This window comes from Paenibacillus ginsengarvi (assembly GCF_003626695.1).
GTDB classification, from domain to species: Bacteria; Bacillota; Bacilli; order Paenibacillales; family NBRC-103111; genus Paenibacillus_AB; species Paenibacillus_AB ginsengarvi.
In genome coordinates this window covers 150,718-172,253 of sequence record NZ_RBAH01000012.1, presented here as the reverse complement: position 1 = coordinate 172,253, position 21,536 = coordinate 150,718, and the positions used below count along the sequence as shown (strand labels likewise).

Here is a 21,536-nt window from a genome sequence, read left to right as displayed (position 1 = left end):
ACACCGAAATGGCTTCGTTCAGAAGCTTTTCTTTACCTTTATAGAATTTATAAGTTTCGGGGCTCCCCACAAAGTATTTGGAATAAGCTTCGAAGCCTAGGTTCCACTTTGTGGGGTTATTTTAACGACAGTTTGACTGAACCTAAGATTTACCTGAGTTCCGGCAGAAGGGCTGCCAGAAAATCTGTAGATCGCCCCAAAAGTCCCGTATGCTTCTTTTTTCTTCCCGGCGGTTGTATGATAAACTGGGAGCAAAGGAGCTTCCGTTAAAGCTCCTATAAAGGTCGAACAGCAGCTAGAAAGAAGGTAACGACATGACCGCTAAAGCGCTCAAAACCGAGCTCCGTAAGCAAGCGGAAGCGGCAAGAGCCGCGCTCTCCGTCGAAGATAGGGCCTTATATTCGGCCCAGGCGTGCTATGAAGCGATACGTTATCTGGATACGTTATTCCCAGCCTTAGGAAACGATACGTTTACACTGTTTAGCTACGTGCCGTTCCGGACCGAACTGGACGTCACACCTATTATGCAGTGGTGCTGGCAGCGGGGAGGACGCGTCGCCGTGCCGAAAGTCATCGCCGACCGGAAGCTGATGTCGCTTCATTTGATCGGCGGCCTGGATGAACTCGTAACCGGCAAATGGGGCATTCGCGAGCCCGAGATGTCCGCGCCGATCGTGTCCGACTTATCTGCTATCGACGTCATGCTGGTGCCGGGACTCGCTTTCGACGGCGAGGGCGGACGTCTTGGGTACGGCGGAGGTTATTACGACGCTTTTATTCGCAGATGCAGGGAAAACGCGGGTAAGGAGCCCTACAAGCTGGCGGTCGCTTTTGATGTGCAACGGGTCGCTGCCGTTCCAATGGACGATCACGATTTCCGCGTAGACGCTGTTGTGACGGAGAAGCACAAATGGCTCGTGACAACCGGTAATAAAGACGCGCGAATTTAAACGATTTCTTATTGTTTCAAAAAAAGGACATAGCCCCACATACGTCGAATGTGTTCAGAACATAACTCGCGCGGCAGTATCTGCCCATTACCGCCCCATATCCTTCCAGGCGGGTCGCAGGAAATGCAGGTGCATCTACGGTATCTGCTAATTCATATTAGCTATACATTACCATCAAACGCACCTTGCAAAACAGAAGAGAGGGGGGCATCATGACGGATTCATCCGGGCTTACCCATTTTAACAGCGAGGGCCGGGCCCGTATGGTGGACGTCTCCGGCAAGCCGGAATCGAGCCGTTCGGCGACCGCGCGCACGACCGTCACGATGCGCCCTTCGACGCTTGCGGCGATCAGACAAGGAACGGCGGGTAAAGGCGATGTGCTCGCCGTGGCGCAAGTGGCCGGCATTATGGCCGCCAAAAAAACGTCGGACTGGATTCCGATGTGCCACCCGCTTCCGCTGACCGGCATCGACATCCGTTTTTCCGACAACGGATCGAACGAGCTATATATAGAAGGGACCGTCAAGACGAAAGGACTAACCGGCGTCGAGATGGAAGCACTCACGGCCGTGTCGGCTGCGGCTCTGACCGTATACGACATGTGCAAGGCGCTTGAGAAAGAGATCATCATCGGACCGACCGTGCTTCTGGCGAAGACGGGAGGCAAAAGCGGAGACTATACGTTCACGGGGGCCCCAAGCGGCATACAAGAGCGATAGAGCTTCGCAGCAGGGGAGGGAAACGCTGAATGCGCTGGAAAGTTGGCCTATTGACGGCAAGCGACCAAGGTTCTCGCGGCGAACGGGAAGATACGAGCAGCCAGGTGATTCGCGAACTTGTTGAAGAAGAGCTGCAGGGGGAAATTATCGAATACCGGATCGTTCCGGACGAAAAAGATGAGATTATAGCCGCGCTCATCGAGATGACCGATTATTACAAAGCCGACCTTATCCTGACGACTGGCGGAATCGGCATGGGGCTTAGAGATGTAACGCCAGAAGCGACGCTCGAGGTGGTGGACCGTCTGGCGCCAGGGTTCGCCGAAGCGATGAGAGCCGCGCTTATGCAGAAGACCGGGCTCGGCATGATGACGCGCGGCGTTTCCGGTATACGCGATCGTACGCTGCTGCTGAACCTGCCGGGCGATCCGAAGGGCGTTCATGAATGTTTGGCCGCCGTGATGGATCAGCTGCCCATCGCTTTGACCATGATCAGAGGCAAAGGGGGTGAGCCGTAACCGATGGGGAGCAGAAGCGTGCTCAGGGAAGTGAAGATCGAGCAGGCGGTCGGACTGCCGCTCGCTCACGACCTGACCCGGATCGTTCCCGGGGAGTTTAAAGGAAGGGCGTTTCGCAAAGGGCATCTGATTCGCGAGGAGGACATCCCGGAGCTGAGGCGGATCGGAAAAGAGCATATTTACGTGCTCGAGCTCGGCGACGACGATTTGCACGAAGACGACGCGGCTGTTTGCATGGCCGAAGCCGTACGCGGATCCCATATTCGGCTGGTCGGCCCGAGCGAAGGCAAAGTGATGCTGAAGTCGGATATTCACGGGCTTGCCGTAGTCGATCAAGCGCTGATCGACGAGATAAACGATATCGAGCAGCTTGCGATGGCTACGCTGCCCAGCCACACCGTCGTTTCCGAGGGACAGTCCATAGCCGGCACGAGAGTCATCCCGCTGCTTGTTGCCAAGGAAAAAGTGGAGGCGGCCGGGAGGGCCGCCCGGCGCTGGCGCGATGCTCATATGGGAGAAGGGCCCATATCCGTGAAACCTTTTCGAACATTGCGGGCAGGGCTCATCACGACCGGAAGCGAGGTGTATAATGGACTAGTTCAGGACAAGTTCGGCCCCGTTGTCCGGTCAAAGCTGGAAGCATACGGCTCCGCCGTTTTCGAACAGCGGATCACTTCGGACGGCATTCCGGACATTATGAAGGAGATCCGCTATTTCGCGGAGCAAAAGGTCGATCTGATTTTGGTAAGCGGCGGTATGTCCGTCGATCCCGACGACCGGACGCCCGGCGCCATCAAGCAGGCCGGTGCCGACATCGTCAGCCACGGGACGCCGATGCTGCCCGGGTCCATGCTGCTCGTAGCTTATTTGGGAGACATTCCGGTCGTTGGATTGCCCGGCAGTATCATGCACGACAAATTTACTGTTTTCGACGTCCTCCTGCCGCGTATATGCGCGGGCGAGCGGATCGAGCGCCAGGCGATCACCCGTCTCGGCTACGGCGGACTGTTTGCGGACAGAGGGTAAAGAACTTTATTTAGGAGGAATGTGTCATGCCTAACATTGGCCCAACCGGTTTTATTTTGATCATTTTGGTGGCGCTTCTGTTGTTCGGTCCGAGCAAGCTCCCCGAACTGGGCCGTGCCTTCGGACGCACGCTGCGCGAGTTCAAGAACGGAGCCAAGGAAATCATGGAGGACGATTCCGATCGCAAAGAAGTGAGAGCGGAGTCAGCCGCCAAGCTGGAGCAGGCAAAACAGGAGCAGCCTGTCGTTCAAGCGGCAGCCTCGGCGCAGGGCGTACAAAGCGCCGACAACAAGCGTTTGCCCGAATGAGCGGCCCCGGACTTGCATACTGCGGCCCGCTGCTTTAACGGAACGGGCGGAGGGCTTCGGTTTGTTTCCTTGAGGCCAGCTAACGAGTATCGATACCGCTATCGATGATATGAACGGTAAGGTTGGTGAAGTTGGTGCAAGACAATACGGCATCTTTGGTAGAGCACTTGACCGAGCTCCGCAAACGGCTTATATGGATAGTCGCCGTTCTCGTAGTGGCGATGATCGGCGGCTTTTTCGCGGCCAAGCCCATCATCGTATATTTGATGCATTCCGAGCCTGCTTCGAGCATTATTACATTGAATACGTTTTCTCCGTGGGATGCGATCCGGCTGTACATGCAGTTTTCGTTTGCGATCGGTCTTGTAGTTACGCTTCCGTTCACCCTTACGCAACTTTGGCTGTTCGTGAGGCCGGGGCTGCTGGATCATGAGAAGAAAGCGACGCTGCGCTACATCCCGGGAGCGGTTCTGCTGTTTTTGCTCGGGCTATCGTTCGCCTACTTCGTCATTTTTCCGATGGCTTTTTACTTTACGTCGAACGTAACTCAGAGCCTTAGTTTGACCGAAACTTACGGAGCGGCGCAATACTTTTCGTTTATGTTCAACATTCTCCTTCCTATGGCTCTTCTGTTCGAGCTTCCGGTTGTCGTTATGTTTTTGACCAAGCTGCGGATTTTAAACCCGTCCCGGCTTCAGAAGCTGCGTCGTTACGCTTATCTGGTGCTGGTCGTCATCGCAACGGTCGTCACGCCGCCGGATTTTATTTCCGACATTTTGGTCGCCATTCCGATGATTTTGCTGTACGAGGTTAGCATCATGCTGTCGGCCCGCATTTATAAGAAGCAGCTGGAGATGGACAAACAGTGGATGTCTCAGACTGAAGAGGCCTAAGATTCAAGAGGAAAGAAGCAACAACCGATTTACGAAACGCGAGCCTTAATAACGATGCCGATCGCCGGATTCATGCGAGATTTCCGGCAATGCCGCCCGGGTAGTAGGAGGACTGCGTTTCTAAGAAACGCAGTCCGTTTTTTGTCGAAAGAAGGCGTAAGAAGTAAGGCTTGAATAGGCCGCGAATAGGAAGATTCCGCTGAGGATACAATACCCAGGGTGTGGAAAAAGAGGATGCCGTTAAAATTTTATGAAATGACCCAAAAATACTTGCAATGCGGCGGCGAAATGATTAATATAAATATTGTTATTAGCACTAACCACTATCGAGTGCTAACACCCTCAACCCAATCACTTTAATCGAAGGAGGCAGTTTTCTCATGATTAAACCGCTCGGTGATCGCGTAGTTCTTGAACCTATTGCCAAGGAGGAGACTACAGCTAGTGGTATCGTATTGCCGGATTCGGCAAAAGAAAAGCCGCAAGAAGGCAAAATCGTTGCTGTTGGCAGCGGCCACGTGAAAGACGGACAACGCATTGCGCTCGAAGTGAAAGAAGGCGACCGCGTTCTGTTCTCCAAATATGCCGGTACCGAAGTGAAATTCGAGGGCAAAGAACTGCTCATCTTGCGCGAAAGCGACATCCTGGCTGTACTTTCGTAAGAAAACCTTTCTCGGTAAACTTCCGCTGTGACGCGGGTGTTTAATCGTGATTTAACGTTAGAAGGTTTTTCTTAACGTTTCCGTACATCCGATAACCTATACTTAAGCAACTTTTGGCAGGACCTGATCTTTACCACACAACAATTCGGGAGGTATCCGATACATGGCTAAGGAAATCAAATTCAGTGAAGACGCCCGCCGGGCGATGCTCCGCGGTGTCGACGCTTTGGCTAATGCTGTAAAAGTGACGCTCGGACCGAAAGGCCGCAACGTCGTGCTGGAGAAAAAATTCGGCAGCCCGCTCATCACGAATGACGGCGTAACGATCGCCAAAGAAATCGAACTCGAAGACGCGTTCGAAAACATGGGCGCTCAGCTCGTTAAAGAAGTAGCAACGAAAACGAACGACGTAGCAGGCGACGGTACGACTACTGCTACCGTTCTGGCTCAAGCGATGATCCGCGAAGGCCTGAAAAACGTTACCGCAGGCGCTAACCCGATGGTTATCCGCAAAGGCATCGAGAAAGCCGTTAGAGCCGCTGTAGAAGAGCTGCAAAAGATCTCCAAGCCGATCGAAGGCAAACAATCGATCGCGCAAGTTGCCGCTATCTCCGCTGCTGACGAAGAGCTCGGCCAACTGATTGCCGAAGCTATGGAAAAAGTAGGGAATGACGGCGTCGTTACAGTAGAAGAGTCCAAAGGCTTCGTAACGGAGCTGGAAGTCGTAGAAGGTATGCAATTCGACCGCGGCTACCTGTCCGCTTACATGGTTAACGATACGGACAAAATGGAAGCCGTACTCGACAACCCGTTCATCCTGATCACCGACAAGAAAATTTCCAGCATCCAAGAAATTTTGCCGGTACTCGAGAAGGTTGTTCAATCCGGACGCCAACTGCTCATCATCGCAGAAGACGTAGACGGCGAAGCGCTCGCTACGCTCGTAGTGAACAAACTGCGCGGCACGTTTACTTGCGTAGCAGTTAAAGCTCCTGGCTTCGGCGACCGCCGCAAAGCTATGCTGGGCGACATCGCGGCTCTCACAGGCGGTCAAGTGATCACCGAAGAGCTCGGCCTCGACCTGAAATCGACTACGGTTGATGCGCTCGGTACAGCTCGTCAAATTCGCGTATCCAAAGAAAACACCATCGTCGTTGACGGTGCAGGCGACAAAAAAGACATCGGCACTCGCATTGCTCAAATCCGAGCGCAGCTCGAAGAAACGACTTCCGACTTCGACAAAGAGAAGCTCCAAGAGCGTCTCGCCAAGCTGTCCGGCGGCGTAGCCGTAATCAAAGTCGGCGCAGCAACCGAAACCGAACTGAAAGAGCGCAAACTGCGCATCGAAGACGCCCTGAACTCCACGCGTGCAGCTGTGGAAGAAGGTATCGTTTCCGGCGGCGGTACGGCTCTCGTGAACGTATATAACGCCGTATCGGCTATCTCTACTTCCGGCGACGAGCAAACGGGTGTAAACATCGTTCTGCGCGCTCTGGAAGAGCCGATCCGCATCATCTCTACGAACGCCGGCCAAGAAGGCTCCGTTATCGTAGACCGCATCAAAAAAGAAGCTGCAGGTATCGGCTACAACGCAGCAACCGGCGAATGGGTTAACATGTTCCAAGCTGGTATCGTCGACCCGACTAAGGTTACTCGTTCAGCTCTGCAAAACGCAGCATCCGTTGCGGCTATGTTCCTCACTACCGAGGCAGTCATCGCCGACAAACCGGAAAAAGACAAAGCTCCTGCAATGCCGGATATGGGCGGCATGGGCGGTATGGGTGGCATGATGTGATAAGGCTCGTAGAGCCTTTTGCGCCAAGCATCTACGGCTTTATGGTAACCGCAGGGTAACATTGGTTTTGTTTTTTTATAAGCCTCTCATTAGTTCATCGAACTTTTGGGAGGTTTCTTTCTTTTTACTTTTGTAACGTGTAAGTAAATTTGTTTTGTTAGATCAATCGTCCTTGTGGCAATTCTACGCCAGCTTCGGCAAGTGAGTGTGCCGAAGCGAATGTGGTGTCAATTTAGGATTTAATCCCGATAGCTTAAGCATTCTGGCCACTATAAGCTGGTTTGTTTTATAGTACGTGGGTATCCGGGGTAGCGTTCTATGTTTGGCACAGTATAACCTTTGTTATAGTATCGATCTCCACGTGCGAAAATCTTCTTGCTCCTGCTCCATATATTTCATCTCTTTCTTTTGGTCTCCAATTCATCAATAGTTTTTGCACTTTTGGCACGTAGGCATTGCGTCGGGTCGGAGCGAATGATACCCAATTCAACGGCCTTTTTGAATATAGCTCATCAGTGCTGTGTACACGACGAGCGTATTGTCTGAATAGCCGACTCCTTTTTTCTTACTGTTTGCCTTCTAACGTTTAGAGTTTTTTGATACTGGTCTCTCGTTGTGGTTTTCGTTTTCATTTTTTTGAAGTAGATCATGGGGATCAGCCGACTGATCGTGAAGCATTGTGACGAGATCAAAGCCGGATTATCAGCCGTTTGGGAGGTGGTAAAGGCATTCTTCGCGCAGTGGGGCGATAAGCTCATTCCGCTTCTCGGTCCATTTTTTGGAGTGCCACCCATGATAGTGAAACACTGGGAAGATATTAAAGAAGGGCTGTTGGCGCTCTGGCAACGGATCAAGATATGGCAATCGAGCTGTTTAACAACACAAAGGATGGATTCAATCAGATATGGGATGGCATTAAGGATTTTTCCGTTGGCGTCTGGAAGCTAATTAAGAATATATTTAGCGGAGCGTTGCTGCTTAGCATCGATCTAATGAAGGGCGATTTCAGAAAGCACAAGACTGACGGAATCCAGATATGGGACAACCTGAAAAGACGCTCTTACCCGAATATGGGGAGGCATCAAGAAGATGTTCGCGGATCGCTAGACGTCATCAAGGGCTATTTCTCGACTGCCTGGAACGCGCTCAGGTCAGTCACGTTCAGATCTGGACCGAAATTACAAAGGGAATTAATCAGGCGATTCACTGGATCGTGAATCTTCCTCAGAACATGATAGATCTGGGCGAAAACATTATTAAGGGCCTAAATCAAGAATATGGTTGGCGTCACGGACAAAGTTACCAGCGGACTCCGTTTTGCCCTTGACATTCATTCCCCGCCTCACGTGCTGATGCATCTTGGCGAGTATACAGGCGAAGAAAGGGATTTACGAAAGGACTCGGCAACAGTATAACCGATGTCAAACAGCAGGTTTCCGAGATGGCGGCCGCGGCTACTGACGTTCAGGGGAGTACGGCCGGAGCGGCGGCTACCAGTGCCGTGTACTATTTGGACGGCCTGTTTTCGGGTGCCGTTTTCATGGGCCCGAAACGATTCTGACATTAAACGGATAGCGCAGGAATCGTTTTAATATGTAACAAACGGCGATGAGATTATTAACGGCGAGTTCACACTCGTTGGAAAAACTGCTAAGGAACTCGGAATGATCATACTAAGTACCTCTCGTCAGCCTATCCTTCCGCTTACGGTAGATCGAACACTCGCCATACATGGAAGAAATGGCGCGTGAGATTTCGGAGCCAATGTTAGTTCGAGGTAGCTTAATCTTGATTGCACCATGATCAATAGAGATGCTTTAAGCCTTCAGTTAGCTGTCGAATCCCTTGCATCTTTATAGACGGGTAGGGAAAGTGCGAACCCTTCAACTTATTTTTGATTTGAGACTGATCGGTATTACTTGGTTCGATATGTTGGGAATCTCGACATCGAACGTATTATCGGACTGGGGCAGTTCAATATCCCTTAGTGGCTTTTGACCCGTTCCCTCGATCCCTCATAGCGACTGATGCGATAATCTTGGATTTGGATATCATTTTGGACTCTACCAATTCGGTTGGATGACAAATGGATTATAAAAATAATAGGTCCTGGTTCTTTTGAAGTGAACAACTAGGGGGTTGATCACGGAACCTGAAATCATCATTTCGGGCAGCTTGACTATCCTGAGTATATCGGCGAATGGGAAGGCATTCGGGTATACAACAATAATCTACAATCAAACACTTGCGAAAGATTGCGAGCGAATGACGGTCAAGCTTAATGGGACCAATGCTATGCCGGAAATGACAGGAGATTTTATCAATATGCTTCCGAGCTTAAATACGGTTACGATCGACGGAACGGATTTGGATTGTACTATTTCATTTGTTTTTAAACCGAAATTTGTATTAGGGAGGCGAAGTGGTAATGGAGAACCTGGAAAACTTACATGGGGACATGAAACTACGTGATGCCTAGCCAAAAATTGCACAAAATGATTGCTATGGAGCCATTGTCTGGATCGGCTAGATACTGAGCATGATCTTACTGTGAGGGTAAACGATAATGCCAACAACGTAATAGGCGACCTGGAGAAACGTTTGCAAGCGGGGAACGTCACGAAAATCTTACTGTCCGGCGGGCGTATATGGCTCCTATGCGGTCGTGTAGACGGGAAACGCTGGCGCTATCACTTCAAAGAGCTTATGAGAAGAGGTTGCTTGACGAATATAATTTGTCAAAAAAGCATCATCCGGGGTATAGATGCGGTTTGAGTTGGACGTCGCAAATAATTTGATTATTGTAAATAGAGCTGACAAGTAAAGCATAATACCCCGTCTGGCCGTAGTAGCTGTATAGTATATTAAGATAATTTTAAGATTTAGTTCATTTAAGGGTCATCTACGTCTGCCATAATTATACTAACGATAGCTTTAGGGGGTAGAGACGAGTGCACCAAGTGGATGTACACATTGAAGATTACATGCAGATACACTTTGAGAAAAAAGAAGCTATACTAGTTATTGGTTTAAAAGTAGGAATTCTTCGGGATAAAAGTATACTTTTCAAGGAGCTAGAAATAAGGGGAAATGAGATTGAAAATAAGAAGAACCAAAATCAATACTTAATTACAAGCACTCTTGGTTTAGTTGCTGCTTACGAAGTTACGAAATCTGCTTCAATTCCCGTAGGGATGATCAGTTATATAATTCCAGCAGACAAATACGCGGTTTGTAGGTTTGAAGAAAAGTACAAAAATAGCTTTTTGGAGCAAATAAGCAAGGACCCCATTAAATCCAAATACAATCTATCTTTTAATAAACCGAGGTTTGAGATTTTAATAAACGGCCTTCAGTCTCAAGGTATTACAGAAATTTATATACCGACTTCATAGGCGGGAAATTCGACAAATATTAGGACATAATACATGTAATCGCCCATCCAGCCACTATGGACAGACGGTGGTTATTTTTATTATCGCTCAGCCCACTCTAGCATGTTTTGCATCGTTGCGCCAATAGTATACAGTAGGCGTATTCTGTCGGATTGTCTGGTGTATTCGCCAGTTCCGAATACGTAGTGAGCGATATGTAAAACCACCGTAATGTATGCTGGTCAAAACACGTACAACACAGTAGATTGTATAATACTCCACAATTTCAATTTTGTCTTTTCGTTCGCCTTCGAGCAACTCTTCTTGGATCGCTTGGATAAGTTCAGGAGATGTTTTTTCTTCGATCAGCTTTATATCCATATATGAAATCGTCCTATTTCTATTTGTATTTGACCATATGTTTGCATTAAAACAGGAGCGAATGTTCTTATTTGAGTGATGAACTTGAACGCTGAAATCAGAATCATTTAGGACCAACTCAGGCGCACGGATCGTACGAACGACAAATGCCTGCAAGGCTTTCGCGGCCAGAGAGGATTCGCTGGAGCTTATCGCAGAGCCGAGGAGGGAGCCTGATGCTGGAGGATACACAGCGGTAAAATACTCTGGATCATGTACAGCCTCTACCAGCAAAACTGGCTCCCCGATGTAGTTTGGATCAGCCGGCGGTCTCAACGATCTGAGGAACGGGCCCGTGAGCTAGCGGTTGATAGGTGAAAGAGGATGGCTGATCTCTAATCTCAATTCAGGCATATAATGAAACAATCGAAAGAACTTCGTTGAAATGAAGTCCTTTTTGGGGTAACGAAAAGGTAACGGAAGGTGGTTAAAGATACTTTTATATACATAAATGCCGCATTAAAAATATGCTGATGACATTATCATACGTGGTTTTCCACAGATGATCGTTGGCGGGTTTGCGTGGCGACGCGGGACTCGCCTCTTTGCCTTGTTTTTGCTTGCGCGCTGGCCGTTCTGTTTTCTTGAGAGGAAAAGCTTGGCCATGATGCCAGACGAAAAGACTCCCTGTGAGAGTCTCACGGACTTCAACGGTTGTTTTAGCGTCGAAACGCTGAGAGGTGTGGGGTGCAACAAAGGTGTACGTGATGCCGCCATAAGACAACGTATGGCCTGTCCCCAGTGTTCGGTACTCTCGAATGGTAAAAATATGTTCCAGGTTCGTGTCATCCTTCAGCGTCATGTAGGCGGTATCGTTCGACCTTGGGTCGACTGCAAATTGTGCATTATGTTTCTGTATGAGCTGAGGCAAGGCTGCGTTAGCGGCCTCGAGCGTCGTGATGCCGAGTAGCCGAAACTCAATGACCAACCGGTCCTGGAGGGTCACCCAGAGTCGCTCGACACGGCCCTTGGCTTGTGGGGTGACCGCTTTAATGTGTTCAATGCCGAGTTCAGCCATCGCTTTTCCAAAGTTCGAAAGAGGCTTCGTTTCGCCAGCGAGTTCTTGTTCAACAGTAAGTTTCTCGTTCGGTGAACGGAAAATCGTATGTCGATCGCTGTAAAGACCAAGGGGAATCCCGTATTGGTGAATACCCTGCGGAGTAGTCCTCACGGCATTCGGTAGGTCGAAATACCGCCCCAACTACGAGGCCTGTGGCATCATCGATCGCGGCATGCAAGGTAAATGCAGGGGCTCGATCCTCCGGCCACGCATAAGGGGAGCGTCAATCTGCCACAGCATGCCTGCCTGGGATCGGCGCTGACGCGGTTGATGGGCCTTTCATTCGACGCCTTTGCTTCGCTTGTTTGAGCCCTTTGGCAAGTAAGAGCAGTCTCACGCTGGAACTACTTAATTGGATGTCCTCGTGCTCCTTGAGCAGTTCTGCGAAGTGACAACTGTTACTGCCGTAATACTTCGTTGTGTATAACGTTGCTGCTCGATCTTTGATGGCATCACTTACTTTGTGAATGGGCTTCCTTCCTCGATTTTTGTGAGCAATACCCTGTTCCCCTTCTGCTTGATATTTGTTCTTTAGCCGGATGAGTTGCTTCACGGAAATCCCTAGCGTCATAGCTCCCTTGCTGTTCGTCATATGTCTATCCAGGATTCTCTCCACGACGAGAATCCTCTTCAGTTCTTCTCTGCTCAATGTAAGTATCTCCTGTCCCATAGTGACATTATCTCAGAATTGTTATGGTACTACATTATCACAGAAGAACAACATTTTTCTTCTACCTCCCCTAGAGGGAGTGTCAGTTGTATGTTATACTGTTCGGAGTAGTCGTCAGATTACGCAAAAAAACGTCCTTTCTGGAATGGGTGTGTGATAACTTCCATTTTACAAGAAAAGACGATTTTTGTGCTTCTATTTTACATAATACGAAAACGAGGCCGTCCCAAAAGGTAACTTTGGAACACCCTTAGCAAACCGAATGTGACAGCCTTTGGAAAAAACAAAGGAGTTAAGCGATCTGTTCTCGCTTAGCTCCTTCGTTTTTGGCGTCCACGGCGGCTTTCTTGAGCCATATTGTGGGCAAGGGAAAGCCACCCGACCTCCAGACTTACTTTCGGTAAGCCTCGAAGCAGGAACCTTTTAAAGCCTCGGTTGTTCTTCACATCACCGAACACAGGCTCCGGTTCGATCATTCGCCTTACGGCCAGGGCATAGCCTTCTTCGCTACGAAGCTTTTGCCTGGCTTGGTTCTTTAGCCGCCAATACTTCATGCTCACTTTGATCTCGCGATCACCTTGGGCTTTCGTACACTGTGGTTTCAGCGTACAGCTCTCACAACTGGCACTTCGGTAATGTCGGTATTCGATTTCGTACTCACTTTCCGTTTTCTCTTTGCTCACTCGGCTGAAAGAGAGTGTTTGTCCTGCCGCGCATGTCCACGTATCTTGTTCCCTGTTATAGGTCCAATTGTCGATCTTGCTGATATCTTTTTGCCACGCCTTGCTTTTTTCGCGATGATACGTACTGTATTTGACGATGGCTTGGACTTCGTTCTGCTCCAGATCGTCATAATTTTCTTCGCCACCATAGCCTGCGTCGGCGATGACCGTGCCCGGTAGCTTCCCTAACTGCGATTTTACCTTTTCAAGATGAGGAATGAGGCAGCGCGTATCGGTCGGCCGCTGATGCAAACTGTAGCCGATAATGAATTGATTTTCGGTGCCGATCTGCACATTGAAGCCTGGCTTGAGCTGGCCATTTCGCATGTGGTCTTCCTTCATTCGCATAAATGTGGCGTCATGGTCCGTTTTGCTGTAGCTGTTTCTCCTGCCTAGAATCGCTTCATGAGTCTCGTACTTCTGAAGGCGAGGAAGCAAATCCTTGCGGAGCGTACGCACTGCCTTCTTTAGTGGTTTGTCTTCGAGTTTCTCTTGCAGGCGCTCTTCCAATTGCTTGACGGCATGCTCTAGTTTTTCGCCGGTGATGTTCGAGGACTCGCCCAGCTCGAGAAGATCCTGGCCGCCGTGCGTTCCCTCTTCTTGCTTCTCGGCTTCCTCGATGGCGGCAAACAAGGTCTGGACTTTCTCCTGAAGCTTAGCCTTCTGCTTCACGACAGCCTTTCCCCAAACAAACGTATACCGGTTGGCATTGGCTTCGATCTTGGTGCCGTCCACAAAGTAATGCTCAAGCTGCACGTAATTCTCCTCAGCCAGAAATTGAAGAACCGCGGTAAATACGGTCTCCAGAGCTGTTTTCATTCGATCCGAGCGAAACCGGTTGATGGTTCGGAAGTCCGGTCGTTGCCTGCCCGCAATCCACATGAACATGATGTTTTCGCGGACGGCTTTGGCAATCTGACGAGAGGAGTAGATCCGCTGTGTGTAGGCGTAAAGGATGACTTTAGTGAGCATCTTGGGGTGGTAGCTGTCTCGTCCACCTCCGGGGTAAGCCGCGTCGAAGATAGCGTCATCGAGACGATTGACGGCGGCGTTTACCACGCGAACGAGGTGATTTGCGGGAATGCCCTCTTCTAAATCCATTGGCAGGTAGAGTTGATCCATGCTATATTGAATGTACAAAGAAACCGGCTCCTTTTCGGTAATGGTTGGTCGCACTTCCATTTTACCAAGGATCGGTTTCTTTTTGTTGTACACATTGAAAGGAGGGTCTCCCTCAGCCTTTTTTATGGCTTTTGGGACACCCTCTTTATGTGATAAAACCAAAAGCTCACTTAGTTGATAAATTTCACGCCAGTCAAGAAACGTTGCAGCATAGCAGCCGTTTGTGAACGGGTAGCTTGTCCGTAGGTTTCCAGAGTCGTGTTAGTCATACCGTCCATGAGCCCGGCTTTGATCGCTTGGGCTACTTCTTTTTGACCCCAAACGATGCGGTTAGCGTCAAACCATTTGGTTAGGATCTCGGTCTGTTCAGATGCCCCAAGCGAGATTTCTCCGCCAGCATACTTGTATGCTCTGACAATCATAGCAGCCAGCTCTTCTCGAGTAATCTGGGTGTTAGGACGGAACGTACCGTCTTCATAACCGTCTACAAGACCAGCTTTTGCTGCTGCGTTAATGACGCCCGCATACCAGCTATCCGAAGATACGTCACCGAAGTAGGCTTTATCCGTAATGGTGCTGAGGCCCAGCGAGCGTACAACCAATGCTGCAAACTCGGCACGAGTGATATTACGATCAGGTTCGAACGTCGTATCGGTCATGCCGTCAATGATGAGTTTGCCGGCGAGTTGCTCAATATACGCTTGTCCCCAATGCGACTTGATGTCATTGAACGTTTTGCTGAACCCAATCACAGTATAGATACTGTTACCGGTACGCCAGAACTCGGCTTCGGTTTCGGTGATGGAGTTAGGAACGAAGCTGAGCGTTTTGCTATCCGGGTTGTACAGGACTACCGTAGCGGAACCTTCCGCTTTGGATGTCAAAGGAATGAGACGTTTCACATAACGATCGAAAGAATCAATAGAAGCTTTCTTGCCGTTAACTTTACCTTCAACCGACAGGCCGAAGTCGACAGCATCAGCAATCGATTTGGCTCCAAGTGCGGAGATAGCATTTTCCACTGCAGTAGCGTCTGCTCCGCTAAGCTTCTTAATATCGACATTCAGAAGCAGATCGTTAACCGTAGATTCCACCGATTTGGCCAAAGCCTCGAAGTCGAACGCATCCAGAGGAAGGAGATAAGCACCTTGCTCGGTTACGACCTTCAGAATCGATCCTTCTTTGGCATTCAGCAAAGCGGATACCGGAATGGCTACATGATCGCCGCTCACTTTAATCGTGACAGTCGTGTATTTCTCCAAAGCATTTTTCAGGTCGTTTGCATTGACAGTGCCGTTCGACGACTCAACGGTGTCCCCACTGATGGAGGAACCACCACCTCCGCCGCCTCCACCACCGCAGAACGTGCAACCAGTCGGAGGTGCGGGTTTACGATATACATTCTCTGTAACGCTTCCGTCTGCATACCCGAAATAAACGGCGTCATATACGGATGGAATATCCGTATTGATATTATAATACGATTTACCGCCTTGGTACGTATCGAAAGTCACCGTAATATTTTGAATAAATTGCCCGTTTTTGCTGTAGACCGCAAGATCGACAGATTGTTCACCGTACACCGCATCGCCGACATCGCCGTCAAAATAAACTTGTCCGGTCACAGTACCGCCGGAGTTGAACGTGCCATTAAATATCATGGCAGCAGAAGCGAGCACCGGAACGAGCATAGATAAAAGCATAAGGACAACTAAAGAACTGGACGCTTTTTTAAACAGCGTTTTGGAGATCAACAGATTCCCGCTCCTTTCCACTCTTTCTCTCTTTGATTGACTCGGGAGTAGGCTTGGCTCATTCATACCAGGTCACCTCCTTTTCTAAATTGGCCTCTTCCATTTCCCTAAATATATAAGTTCGAGAGAGTTGGAAGAGTATGAGGGGGTTGGGAGCAAATTTCCATTAAAAGTTTTTTTGAAATAGATACGGTCCTATATTAAAAAGCGCATACGAAAGCATATGGAAAATAGAGCTAATGACAGAAATGAAAAAAACCTCGCATATTCCGCGAGGGAATAGCGAGGTCCTATTCAGGAACATTAGTCTACGAACTTGGCTTTCGCGAGCAAACGAGTCAGCATCGTAACAGCTTGAGCGCGAGTAGCTTCGCTGGAAGTGCCGAGAGTCGTATCCGTCATACCGTTCACAAGACCGGTAGTCAAGGCGACAGCAACTTCTTTTTGACCCCAAACGATTTTGTTCGAATCGCTGTAGTTCGACAAAGCTTTTGTAATTGCAGCTTGATCGATAGCGATTTTGCCGTCTGCAAACTCGTATGCGCGGACAACCATAGCTGCCAGCTCTTCACGAGTGATTTGAGCGTTCGGATGGAACGAACCGTCTTCGTAGCCGTTTACGATACCTGCTTGTGCAGCAGCGCCTACAACGCCTGCATACCAATCAGCGGATTTCACGTCGCTGAATTTAGCAGCGGATGCAACAGGGGACAAGCCCAAGGCACGAACAACCAGTGCAGCGAATTCGGCACGGGTAATGTTACGATCGGCCTCAAATGTCGTATCCGTAACGCCGTTTACGATCAGCTTGCTTGCAAGCAGCTCGATGTCTTTCTTAGCCCAGTGACCAGCGATGTCGCTGAACGTTTTGCTAGTTTCGATTACCGTGTACACGCTGTTGCCCGTACGGAAGAACGTAGCTTCGTTGTTAGAGAAAGTTGCAGGAACAAAGCTGAACGTACCTGTAACCGGGTCATACAGAACGCCTGTCGCATTAGTACCAGGTGTCGAAGTAAGCGGAATCGAACGTTTCACATAATCGCTGAAGGAAGAGATGTTTACTTTCTTGCCGTCTTTGCCTTCAACCGTGATGCTGAAGTCAACAGCGTCAGCCAAAGCTTTGCCGCCAAGAGCTTTTACAGCATCCGATACCGGTTTGGCCGCATCGCCGGAAAGCTTCTTGATGTTAACCGTGATCTTCAGATCGCTCACAGCAACGCCAAGCTCTTTCGCCAGTGCATCCAGATTCAAGAGCGACAATGGAAGTACATAAGTGCCGTAGTCACCTTTGATCGTAAGCTTCGAATCGGATTTTTTCGCTGCGTCTACAAGAGCAGATCCAGGAATCGTAACCGTTTCGCCTTTTACAACCAGAGTAACATCCGATTTGCTAGCAAAAGCGTTTTTAAGCGTCGTAGCGTCCACTTGACCGTTCGTTACGTTGATCGAACCGTCGGAATTGGTGGAGTTGCCGCCACCGCCGCCGCCACCACCGCCGTTGGAAGTGGAGCTGATTACTTGGACATTAACGTCTTTAGTGTACGTTGCATAGGTTACCGAGATGACGGAAGTACCCGCGCGGAGCGCAGTCACAACACCTTGGCTGTTAACAGTTGCTACCGACGCATCTTTGGAAGCATACGTAGCAAATTTCGTTACATCCGGAGTAGTGTTGTCCGAGTATGTAGCTTTGACAACCGTGTTGTGGGTTTCGTTAACCCGCAAGGAATAGGACTGGCTGTCGACGCTGATTGCTGTAGCATACGGTTTTTGCGGCTCTACTGGGCCGCCGTTATCGTTTGCCGTAACAACAACACTCACTGTTTTAGAGAATGTCCCGAGGCCTACAGTGACATCTGTAGTACCAACAGCAACACCGGTAATCAATCCGTTAACTACAGTGACTATCGACGAATCAACAGGTGTGTAGCTAGCTAAATTCGTAACGTCGCGAGCTTGGGTTTCTTCCGAGTACATTGCTGACACAATAGCTTGTACACTCTCGTCAACCTTTACAGTGTAAGAAGGTTTATCGACGGTCAGACTCGTGATATAAGGCTGATAGTCTACATTGGAGACTTCCTCGGAAGTATCTTCAGACTTTTCTTTAAGCTTGATTTTAGAAAAAATCGTATCTGATACTGGCTCAGAGTTGAGCGTGTACTTGTACTCCTCCGTTGTAGGATTGTAACTTGCATAAGTTGCAGTTACAATCTTCAAAAAGGTATCATCAGGACCATACACATGAACCTGAAGCCCATCTTGAGCATAGGTCTTTGAGTACACGGTGCCCGAAACGTTATTACCGTCATAGGTAACGCCGGCAAAATTTGCCGCCGCAGCCAGTACAGGCGTAAGAATCGACAGAAGCATCATTGTAACCAGCAGAGCGGACACTTTTTTCATAGCCGCTAATTTATTTAGCATATGTAGTTTCCTCCTTTCTCTAGTATTATTTGTTGAATTTTGAATAACCATGTGATATGGTTTCACCTCCTCGCTAATCTATTGTAATGGATGGAGGAACTTTTGGAAATATCTATTATATGAAAAAAATGAAAAACCGCGCTTTATGGCGCGGTTTTAAGCATATTGTCGATTTGGGCCCTTTCATTGGCATTTTTGGCAATTAGTTTGTTGTACAAGTCTTGATCTGATCGGCCTTGTTTCATAATAGAAACAAGATATAGTCTTACAAGTAGTTGCGTATTAGCATCATCCAGGCTTCCGCCAATTGAACTCTTCAAAATAGTTTCTGCTGCTTGATTATCCCCGTGAGCAATGTAGATTTGCGCAGCTGAGGATATGATGTTAGGTGTAAGATTGAAAGCAGCGCCTTGCATTTGTCCTTTAGGCAAAGTCTCAAGATGCTTAACTTTTTGCAGAGCGGTATTGTAAGTCTCAATTACTTTGTTGCTATACGATTCCGCTTGAGCTTTATTCGTTGCCCTCAATTGATCATAGAACATCAGGTTTAATGTTGCGGACCTCTCGTAAAGGGCGTTATCCCAGGGGAACTGTTGCAACCCTTCTTGAACCAGCGAAAGCATCTTCGTTTGATCATTTTTCATCGAATACAAATCAAGTTCTTGACCAAACAAAATTTTATTGTTGGTTATGTGGCGTTTCGTCTCCTGCAGCAACTGGATAGCTTCGTTGAACATCGCTTCATCTTTGTTTTGCGAATACAACTGAGTCAGAAATCCGACTTTGGTTGCTACATAATCAGGATGATGCGGTTGCAGTTCTAAAGCTTTATTGAGCGGGTTCATAATTTCTTGCAATGGCTTTTGGGCTGCAGCGTTCTTTAACGATAACGCATATTTATTATTTCCGCTGAACTGAATGGCAGACATAATAAAGGCAGTTATAGCAATAATACCAAGAAGAATGGGGTAACCTAACTTTACCTTTGCAGCCCAAGGGTGTTTGGCGATAGACAATTGGTTCGAAGATATTCCTGAAGCCATGCCCCCCAAACAAAGATACACAAGTGCCGCGATAAATCCATAGCTCATTTCAAAGTCAATAGTACTGTGTATTAGCAGCGAGAGCGCAATAATGTAAAAAACGAATTTGTCCTTTCGTGAAGCCTCATCGCCTTTAATATAGCTACGTACATACTGATAGAAAATGTAAAGTAAGAAGGCAGCAAGTATAATGATCCCAAGCGTTCCGACTTCGATCCAGAACTGTAGGAAGAAATTGTGAGTTTGCCGGCTTGTATATGGGTTGTTCTGGTATTTTTCGTATAGAGCAGCCCAGCCACCGCCGCCTACACCAAGAATAGGATAATCCTTGATTAGTTTGAAAGAGTCCTTGTAGAAGGTTGTTCTTTCCAATACACTATGTTGCTCAAAGTTGATGTTATCTATGCGTTGCTCCAACGTATCGGGCAGCATTTTACGAATCGGGGAATCGCTAAGTAATAAGTAAGCCCCGATGGATCCGACAACAACAGCAATAACAGGTAATAGAAATGCAGAGTATTTGAAAGATAACCACGATATCGACTTATCAAGAAATCGGGGCGCCACAAACTTTTGAATAAGGGTAACAACTAACGCAAGCGCCAAAGTTGCTAGAATGAAGGTAATAAATCCATCCATGACTTTCGGATCAGATAAGCCTAGAAGTGTTACTTTATCTTCAACAGTTCGAGTCGCCAAAACCCTCTTAACAATATCGTTACCGAGCGCGTCCATCCGGTCCGTTATCGTAAGAGAGGCCAAAGTTGATATAATTAAATAAAGAATGAACAGGAGCTGCTTTTTGAGCGGGAGAAACGGTAAAACCAAAACTAGTATTATCGGTAATACGACAAGACCGCCGCGAGATAGCGTCAGGAAAAAGGACAAAAGAATTGGTACCAGCATTACACTATGGAGGATGATGGAATACCACGTGCGTGAATGAATTAATAGGTAAATACCAGCAAACAATAGTGCCATAAGAAAGGCGGCATAGGCATTTGCATACTGAAATACTGATGTTAATCGCAAGCCTTGGTCAGTTAGCATAACGCCATCTCGAGAATAAGCGTTACCGAGCAGATTTAGAATACCGTATAGAACAACGGCATATCCGCAAATCATAATGGAGTTAATAATAATGGTATTGCTGAGATTATTTTTCGTTAAATAGACCCCCAAAACAAAAAAAGTAGCGTACATGACCTGTAGTAGTATCATTTTTGTTGACAAATGCGATGATGCGGCGTTGAAAGAAGCTAGTACATAAGCCAATGGAATGAACCAGACCAACACTGACAATAAATCAGCGTGATTGTTCAGGCTCCAGTGTTTGATGAAAAATACAGCAGCCAAAAGCAGGATGATAGAGCACCAAAGGACCGCGGTAATGATCGGACGTTCGAAAGAGTTTACAGCGTAGACTTGATTGGACTCACCATTAAATAGGGCCGTTTGGAAGGATGAGAAAAATAAAAAGAATACTACAAAGAATAATGTAAGCCAATAGAGCATAGATGATGTGTCGGCTATCTCGTGACGCGTTTTGGCAGTAGTACTTTTGCCGTATACATGTCGACTCATTTTGTCAAATAACCTCGTTTCTCTTCTCCTTTATTTATGTCATTGATTTTATCAAAGAATATTAAAATAAGAAAGCGTGTGATGTAATAGAGTTAGAGCGAATCACGAGCACATTTTTCTCCTTCAATTACAGTTTTATGTTAAAAATATCTGAACCCGTAAATAATAGATTTAGGAAATATATAGAAAGAATGGATGGAATATCAAGAGGTCTCTTCCTCACCGACGAGGTGAGAATGAAATTCAATTCAAAAAATCGAGAGAAACATGGTGTACAAATTCTTGCAAGTTGCATGTATCACAGTAATGCTTATAGTTATGTTAGATTGATATCGGCTTCATAGTTTTGACCCTAATTCATGTGTATGATTAATTTATCAGTCTTTTACAATAGTTGACACGATTCGATTGGTAATGTAAATTTATTAAAGATGATGGAGAATCTTTGTCATTTTCCTTAAATAATTATATGATACTATTTAGTCT

The 21,536-nt window shown here is 47.8% G+C and carries 16 protein-coding genes and 1 pseudogene; 11 read left to right on the top strand and 6 right to left on the bottom strand.

Annotated features, from left to right (window positions below; translation table 11 throughout):
• The first annotated feature begins 314 nt into the window (after nucleotides 1–314).
• The 11 genes from D7M11_RS17815 to D7M11_RS17765 all read left to right on the top strand — a co-directional run bounded on the left by D7M11_RS17815 (nucleotide 315) and on the right by D7M11_RS17765 (nucleotide 10,269).
• Nucleotides 315–950 carry a 5-formyltetrahydrofolate cyclo-ligase gene (locus D7M11_RS17815; RefSeq protein ID WP_120748586.1) on the top strand — a complete coding sequence of 212 codons (636 nt, stop codon included), beginning with the start codon at nucleotides 315–317 and terminating at the stop codon, nucleotides 948–950.
• Nucleotides 951–1,162: 212 nt separating this feature from the next.
• On the top strand, nucleotides 1,163–1,672 hold the full coding sequence (gene moaC, locus D7M11_RS17810) for a cyclic pyranopterin monophosphate synthase MoaC (protein WP_120748585.1): 510 nt from the start codon (nucleotides 1,163–1,165) through the stop codon (nucleotides 1,670–1,672).
• Nucleotides 1,673–1,701: 29 nt separating this feature from the next.
• Nucleotides 1,702–2,190, top strand: a complete 489-nt coding sequence (locus tag D7M11_RS17805) for a MogA/MoaB family molybdenum cofactor biosynthesis protein (protein WP_120748584.1) — start codon at nucleotides 1,702–1,704, stop codon at nucleotides 2,188–2,190.
• Nucleotides 2,191–2,193: 3 nt separating this feature from the next.
• Nucleotides 2,194–3,216, top strand: coding sequence for a molybdopterin-binding protein (locus D7M11_RS17800; RefSeq protein WP_120748583.1), 1,023 nt, complete (start codon nucleotides 2,194–2,196; stop codon nucleotides 3,214–3,216).
• 26 nt (nucleotides 3,217–3,242) lie between these two features.
• A complete protein-coding gene (locus D7M11_RS17795; protein WP_120748582.1) occupies nucleotides 3,243–3,524 on the top strand; it encodes a twin-arginine translocase TatA/TatE family subunit in 282 nt (93 codons plus the stop codon).
• Nucleotides 3,525–3,649: 125 nt separating this feature from the next.
• Nucleotides 3,650–4,417 (top strand): twin-arginine translocase subunit TatC, encoded by a 768-nt coding sequence (tatC, locus tag D7M11_RS17790; protein WP_240041172.1) that lies wholly within the window; start codon nucleotides 3,650–3,652, stop codon nucleotides 4,415–4,417.
• Between the two features lie 380 nt (nucleotides 4,418–4,797).
• Nucleotides 4,798–5,079 carry a co-chaperone GroES gene (gene groES, locus D7M11_RS17785; protein ID WP_120748581.1) on the top strand — a complete coding sequence of 94 codons (282 nt, stop codon included), beginning with the start codon at nucleotides 4,798–4,800 and terminating at the stop codon, nucleotides 5,077–5,079.
• 163 nt (nucleotides 5,080–5,242) lie between these two features.
• The gene (groL, locus tag D7M11_RS17780; RefSeq protein ID WP_120748580.1) at nucleotides 5,243–6,874 is read left to right on the top strand and encodes a chaperonin GroEL; all 1,632 of its coding nucleotides are present in this window, start codon (nucleotides 5,243–5,245) and stop codon (nucleotides 6,872–6,874) included.
• A 648-nt stretch (nucleotides 6,875–7,522) separates the two neighbouring features.
• Nucleotides 7,523–7,822 (top strand): hypothetical protein, encoded by a 300-nt coding sequence (locus D7M11_RS37125; RefSeq protein ID WP_147433453.1) that lies wholly within the window; start codon nucleotides 7,523–7,525, stop codon nucleotides 7,820–7,822.
• Between the two features lie 1,191 nt (nucleotides 7,823–9,013).
• On the top strand, nucleotides 9,014–9,346 hold the full coding sequence (locus tag D7M11_RS38105; RefSeq protein WP_120748578.1) for a phage distal tail protein: 333 nt from the start codon (nucleotides 9,014–9,016) through the stop codon (nucleotides 9,344–9,346).
• A 479-nt stretch (nucleotides 9,347–9,825) separates the two neighbouring features.
• The gene (locus D7M11_RS17765; RefSeq protein WP_120748577.1) at nucleotides 9,826–10,269 is read left to right on the top strand and encodes a GyrI-like domain-containing protein; all 444 of its coding nucleotides are present in this window, start codon (nucleotides 9,826–9,828) and stop codon (nucleotides 10,267–10,269) included.
• A gap of 87 nt (nucleotides 10,270–10,356) precedes the next feature.
• On the opposite strand, the gene D7M11_RS36155 is transcribed toward D7M11_RS17765, so the two are convergent.
• From D7M11_RS36155 to D7M11_RS17740, 6 genes and pseudogenes are all read right to left on the bottom strand, one after another.
• Complete coding sequence (locus D7M11_RS36155; RefSeq protein WP_147433452.1) at nucleotides 10,357–10,902, bottom strand: hypothetical protein; 546 nt, start codon at nucleotides 10,900–10,902, stop codon at nucleotides 10,357–10,359.
• A gap of 247 nt (nucleotides 10,903–11,149) precedes the next feature.
• Nucleotides 11,150–12,377 (bottom strand): annotated as a pseudogene (locus tag D7M11_RS38265) (ISNCY family transposase); the annotation flags it as partial.
• A 332-nt stretch (nucleotides 12,378–12,709) separates the two neighbouring features.
• The gene (locus D7M11_RS17755; RefSeq protein WP_120748659.1) at nucleotides 12,710–14,260 is read right to left on the bottom strand and encodes an IS1182 family transposase; all 1,551 of its coding nucleotides are present in this window, start codon (nucleotides 14,258–14,260) and stop codon (nucleotides 12,710–12,712) included.
• 152 nt (nucleotides 14,261–14,412) lie between these two features.
• Nucleotides 14,413–16,062 (bottom strand): S-layer homology domain-containing protein, encoded by a 1,650-nt coding sequence (locus D7M11_RS17750; RefSeq protein ID WP_120748576.1) that lies wholly within the window; start codon nucleotides 16,060–16,062, stop codon nucleotides 14,413–14,415.
• Nucleotides 16,063–16,299: 237 nt separating this feature from the next.
• Complete coding sequence (locus D7M11_RS17745) at nucleotides 16,300–18,423, bottom strand: S-layer homology domain-containing protein (protein WP_158606683.1); 2,124 nt, start codon at nucleotides 18,421–18,423, stop codon at nucleotides 16,300–16,302.
• A gap of 143 nt (nucleotides 18,424–18,566) precedes the next feature.
• Nucleotides 18,567–21,050: an O-antigen ligase family protein gene (locus D7M11_RS17740; protein WP_120748574.1), complete on the bottom strand. Its 2,484-nt coding sequence runs from the start codon at nucleotides 21,048–21,050 to the stop codon at nucleotides 18,567–18,569.
• Nucleotides 21,051–21,536: the final 486 nt, after the last annotated feature.

Coding starts and splice junctions, on each gene's coding strand:
- D7M11_RS17815 (WP_120748586.1), top strand. CDS start 315: ATGACCGCTAAAGCGCTCAAAACCGAGCTCCGTAAGCAAGCGGAAGCG.
- moaC (WP_120748585.1), top strand. CDS start 1,163: ATGACGGATTCATCCGGGCTTACCCATTTTAACAGCGAGGGCCGGGCC.
- D7M11_RS17805 (WP_120748584.1), top strand. CDS start 1,702: ATGCGCTGGAAAGTTGGCCTATTGACGGCAAGCGACCAAGGTTCTCGC.
- D7M11_RS17800 (WP_120748583.1), top strand. CDS start 2,194: ATGGGGAGCAGAAGCGTGCTCAGGGAAGTGAAGATCGAGCAGGCGGTC.
- D7M11_RS17795 (WP_120748582.1), top strand. CDS start 3,243: ATGCCTAACATTGGCCCAACCGGTTTTATTTTGATCATTTTGGTGGCG.
- groES (WP_120748581.1), top strand. CDS start 4,798: ATGATTAAACCGCTCGGTGATCGCGTAGTTCTTGAACCTATTGCCAAG.
- groL (WP_120748580.1), top strand. CDS start 5,243: ATGGCTAAGGAAATCAAATTCAGTGAAGACGCCCGCCGGGCGATGCTC.
- D7M11_RS37125 (WP_147433453.1), top strand. CDS start 7,523: ATGGGGATCAGCCGACTGATCGTGAAGCATTGTGACGAGATCAAAGCC.
- D7M11_RS17750 (WP_120748576.1), bottom strand. CDS start 16,062: ATGAATGAGCCAAGCCTACTCCCGAGTCAATCAAAGAGAGAAAGAGTG.
- D7M11_RS17745 (WP_158606683.1), bottom strand. CDS start 18,423: ATGCTAAATAAATTAGCGGCTATGAAAAAAGTGTCCGCTCTGCTGGTT.
- D7M11_RS17740 (WP_120748574.1), bottom strand. CDS start 21,050: ATGAGTCGACATGTATACGGCAAAAGTACTACTGCCAAAACGCGTCAC.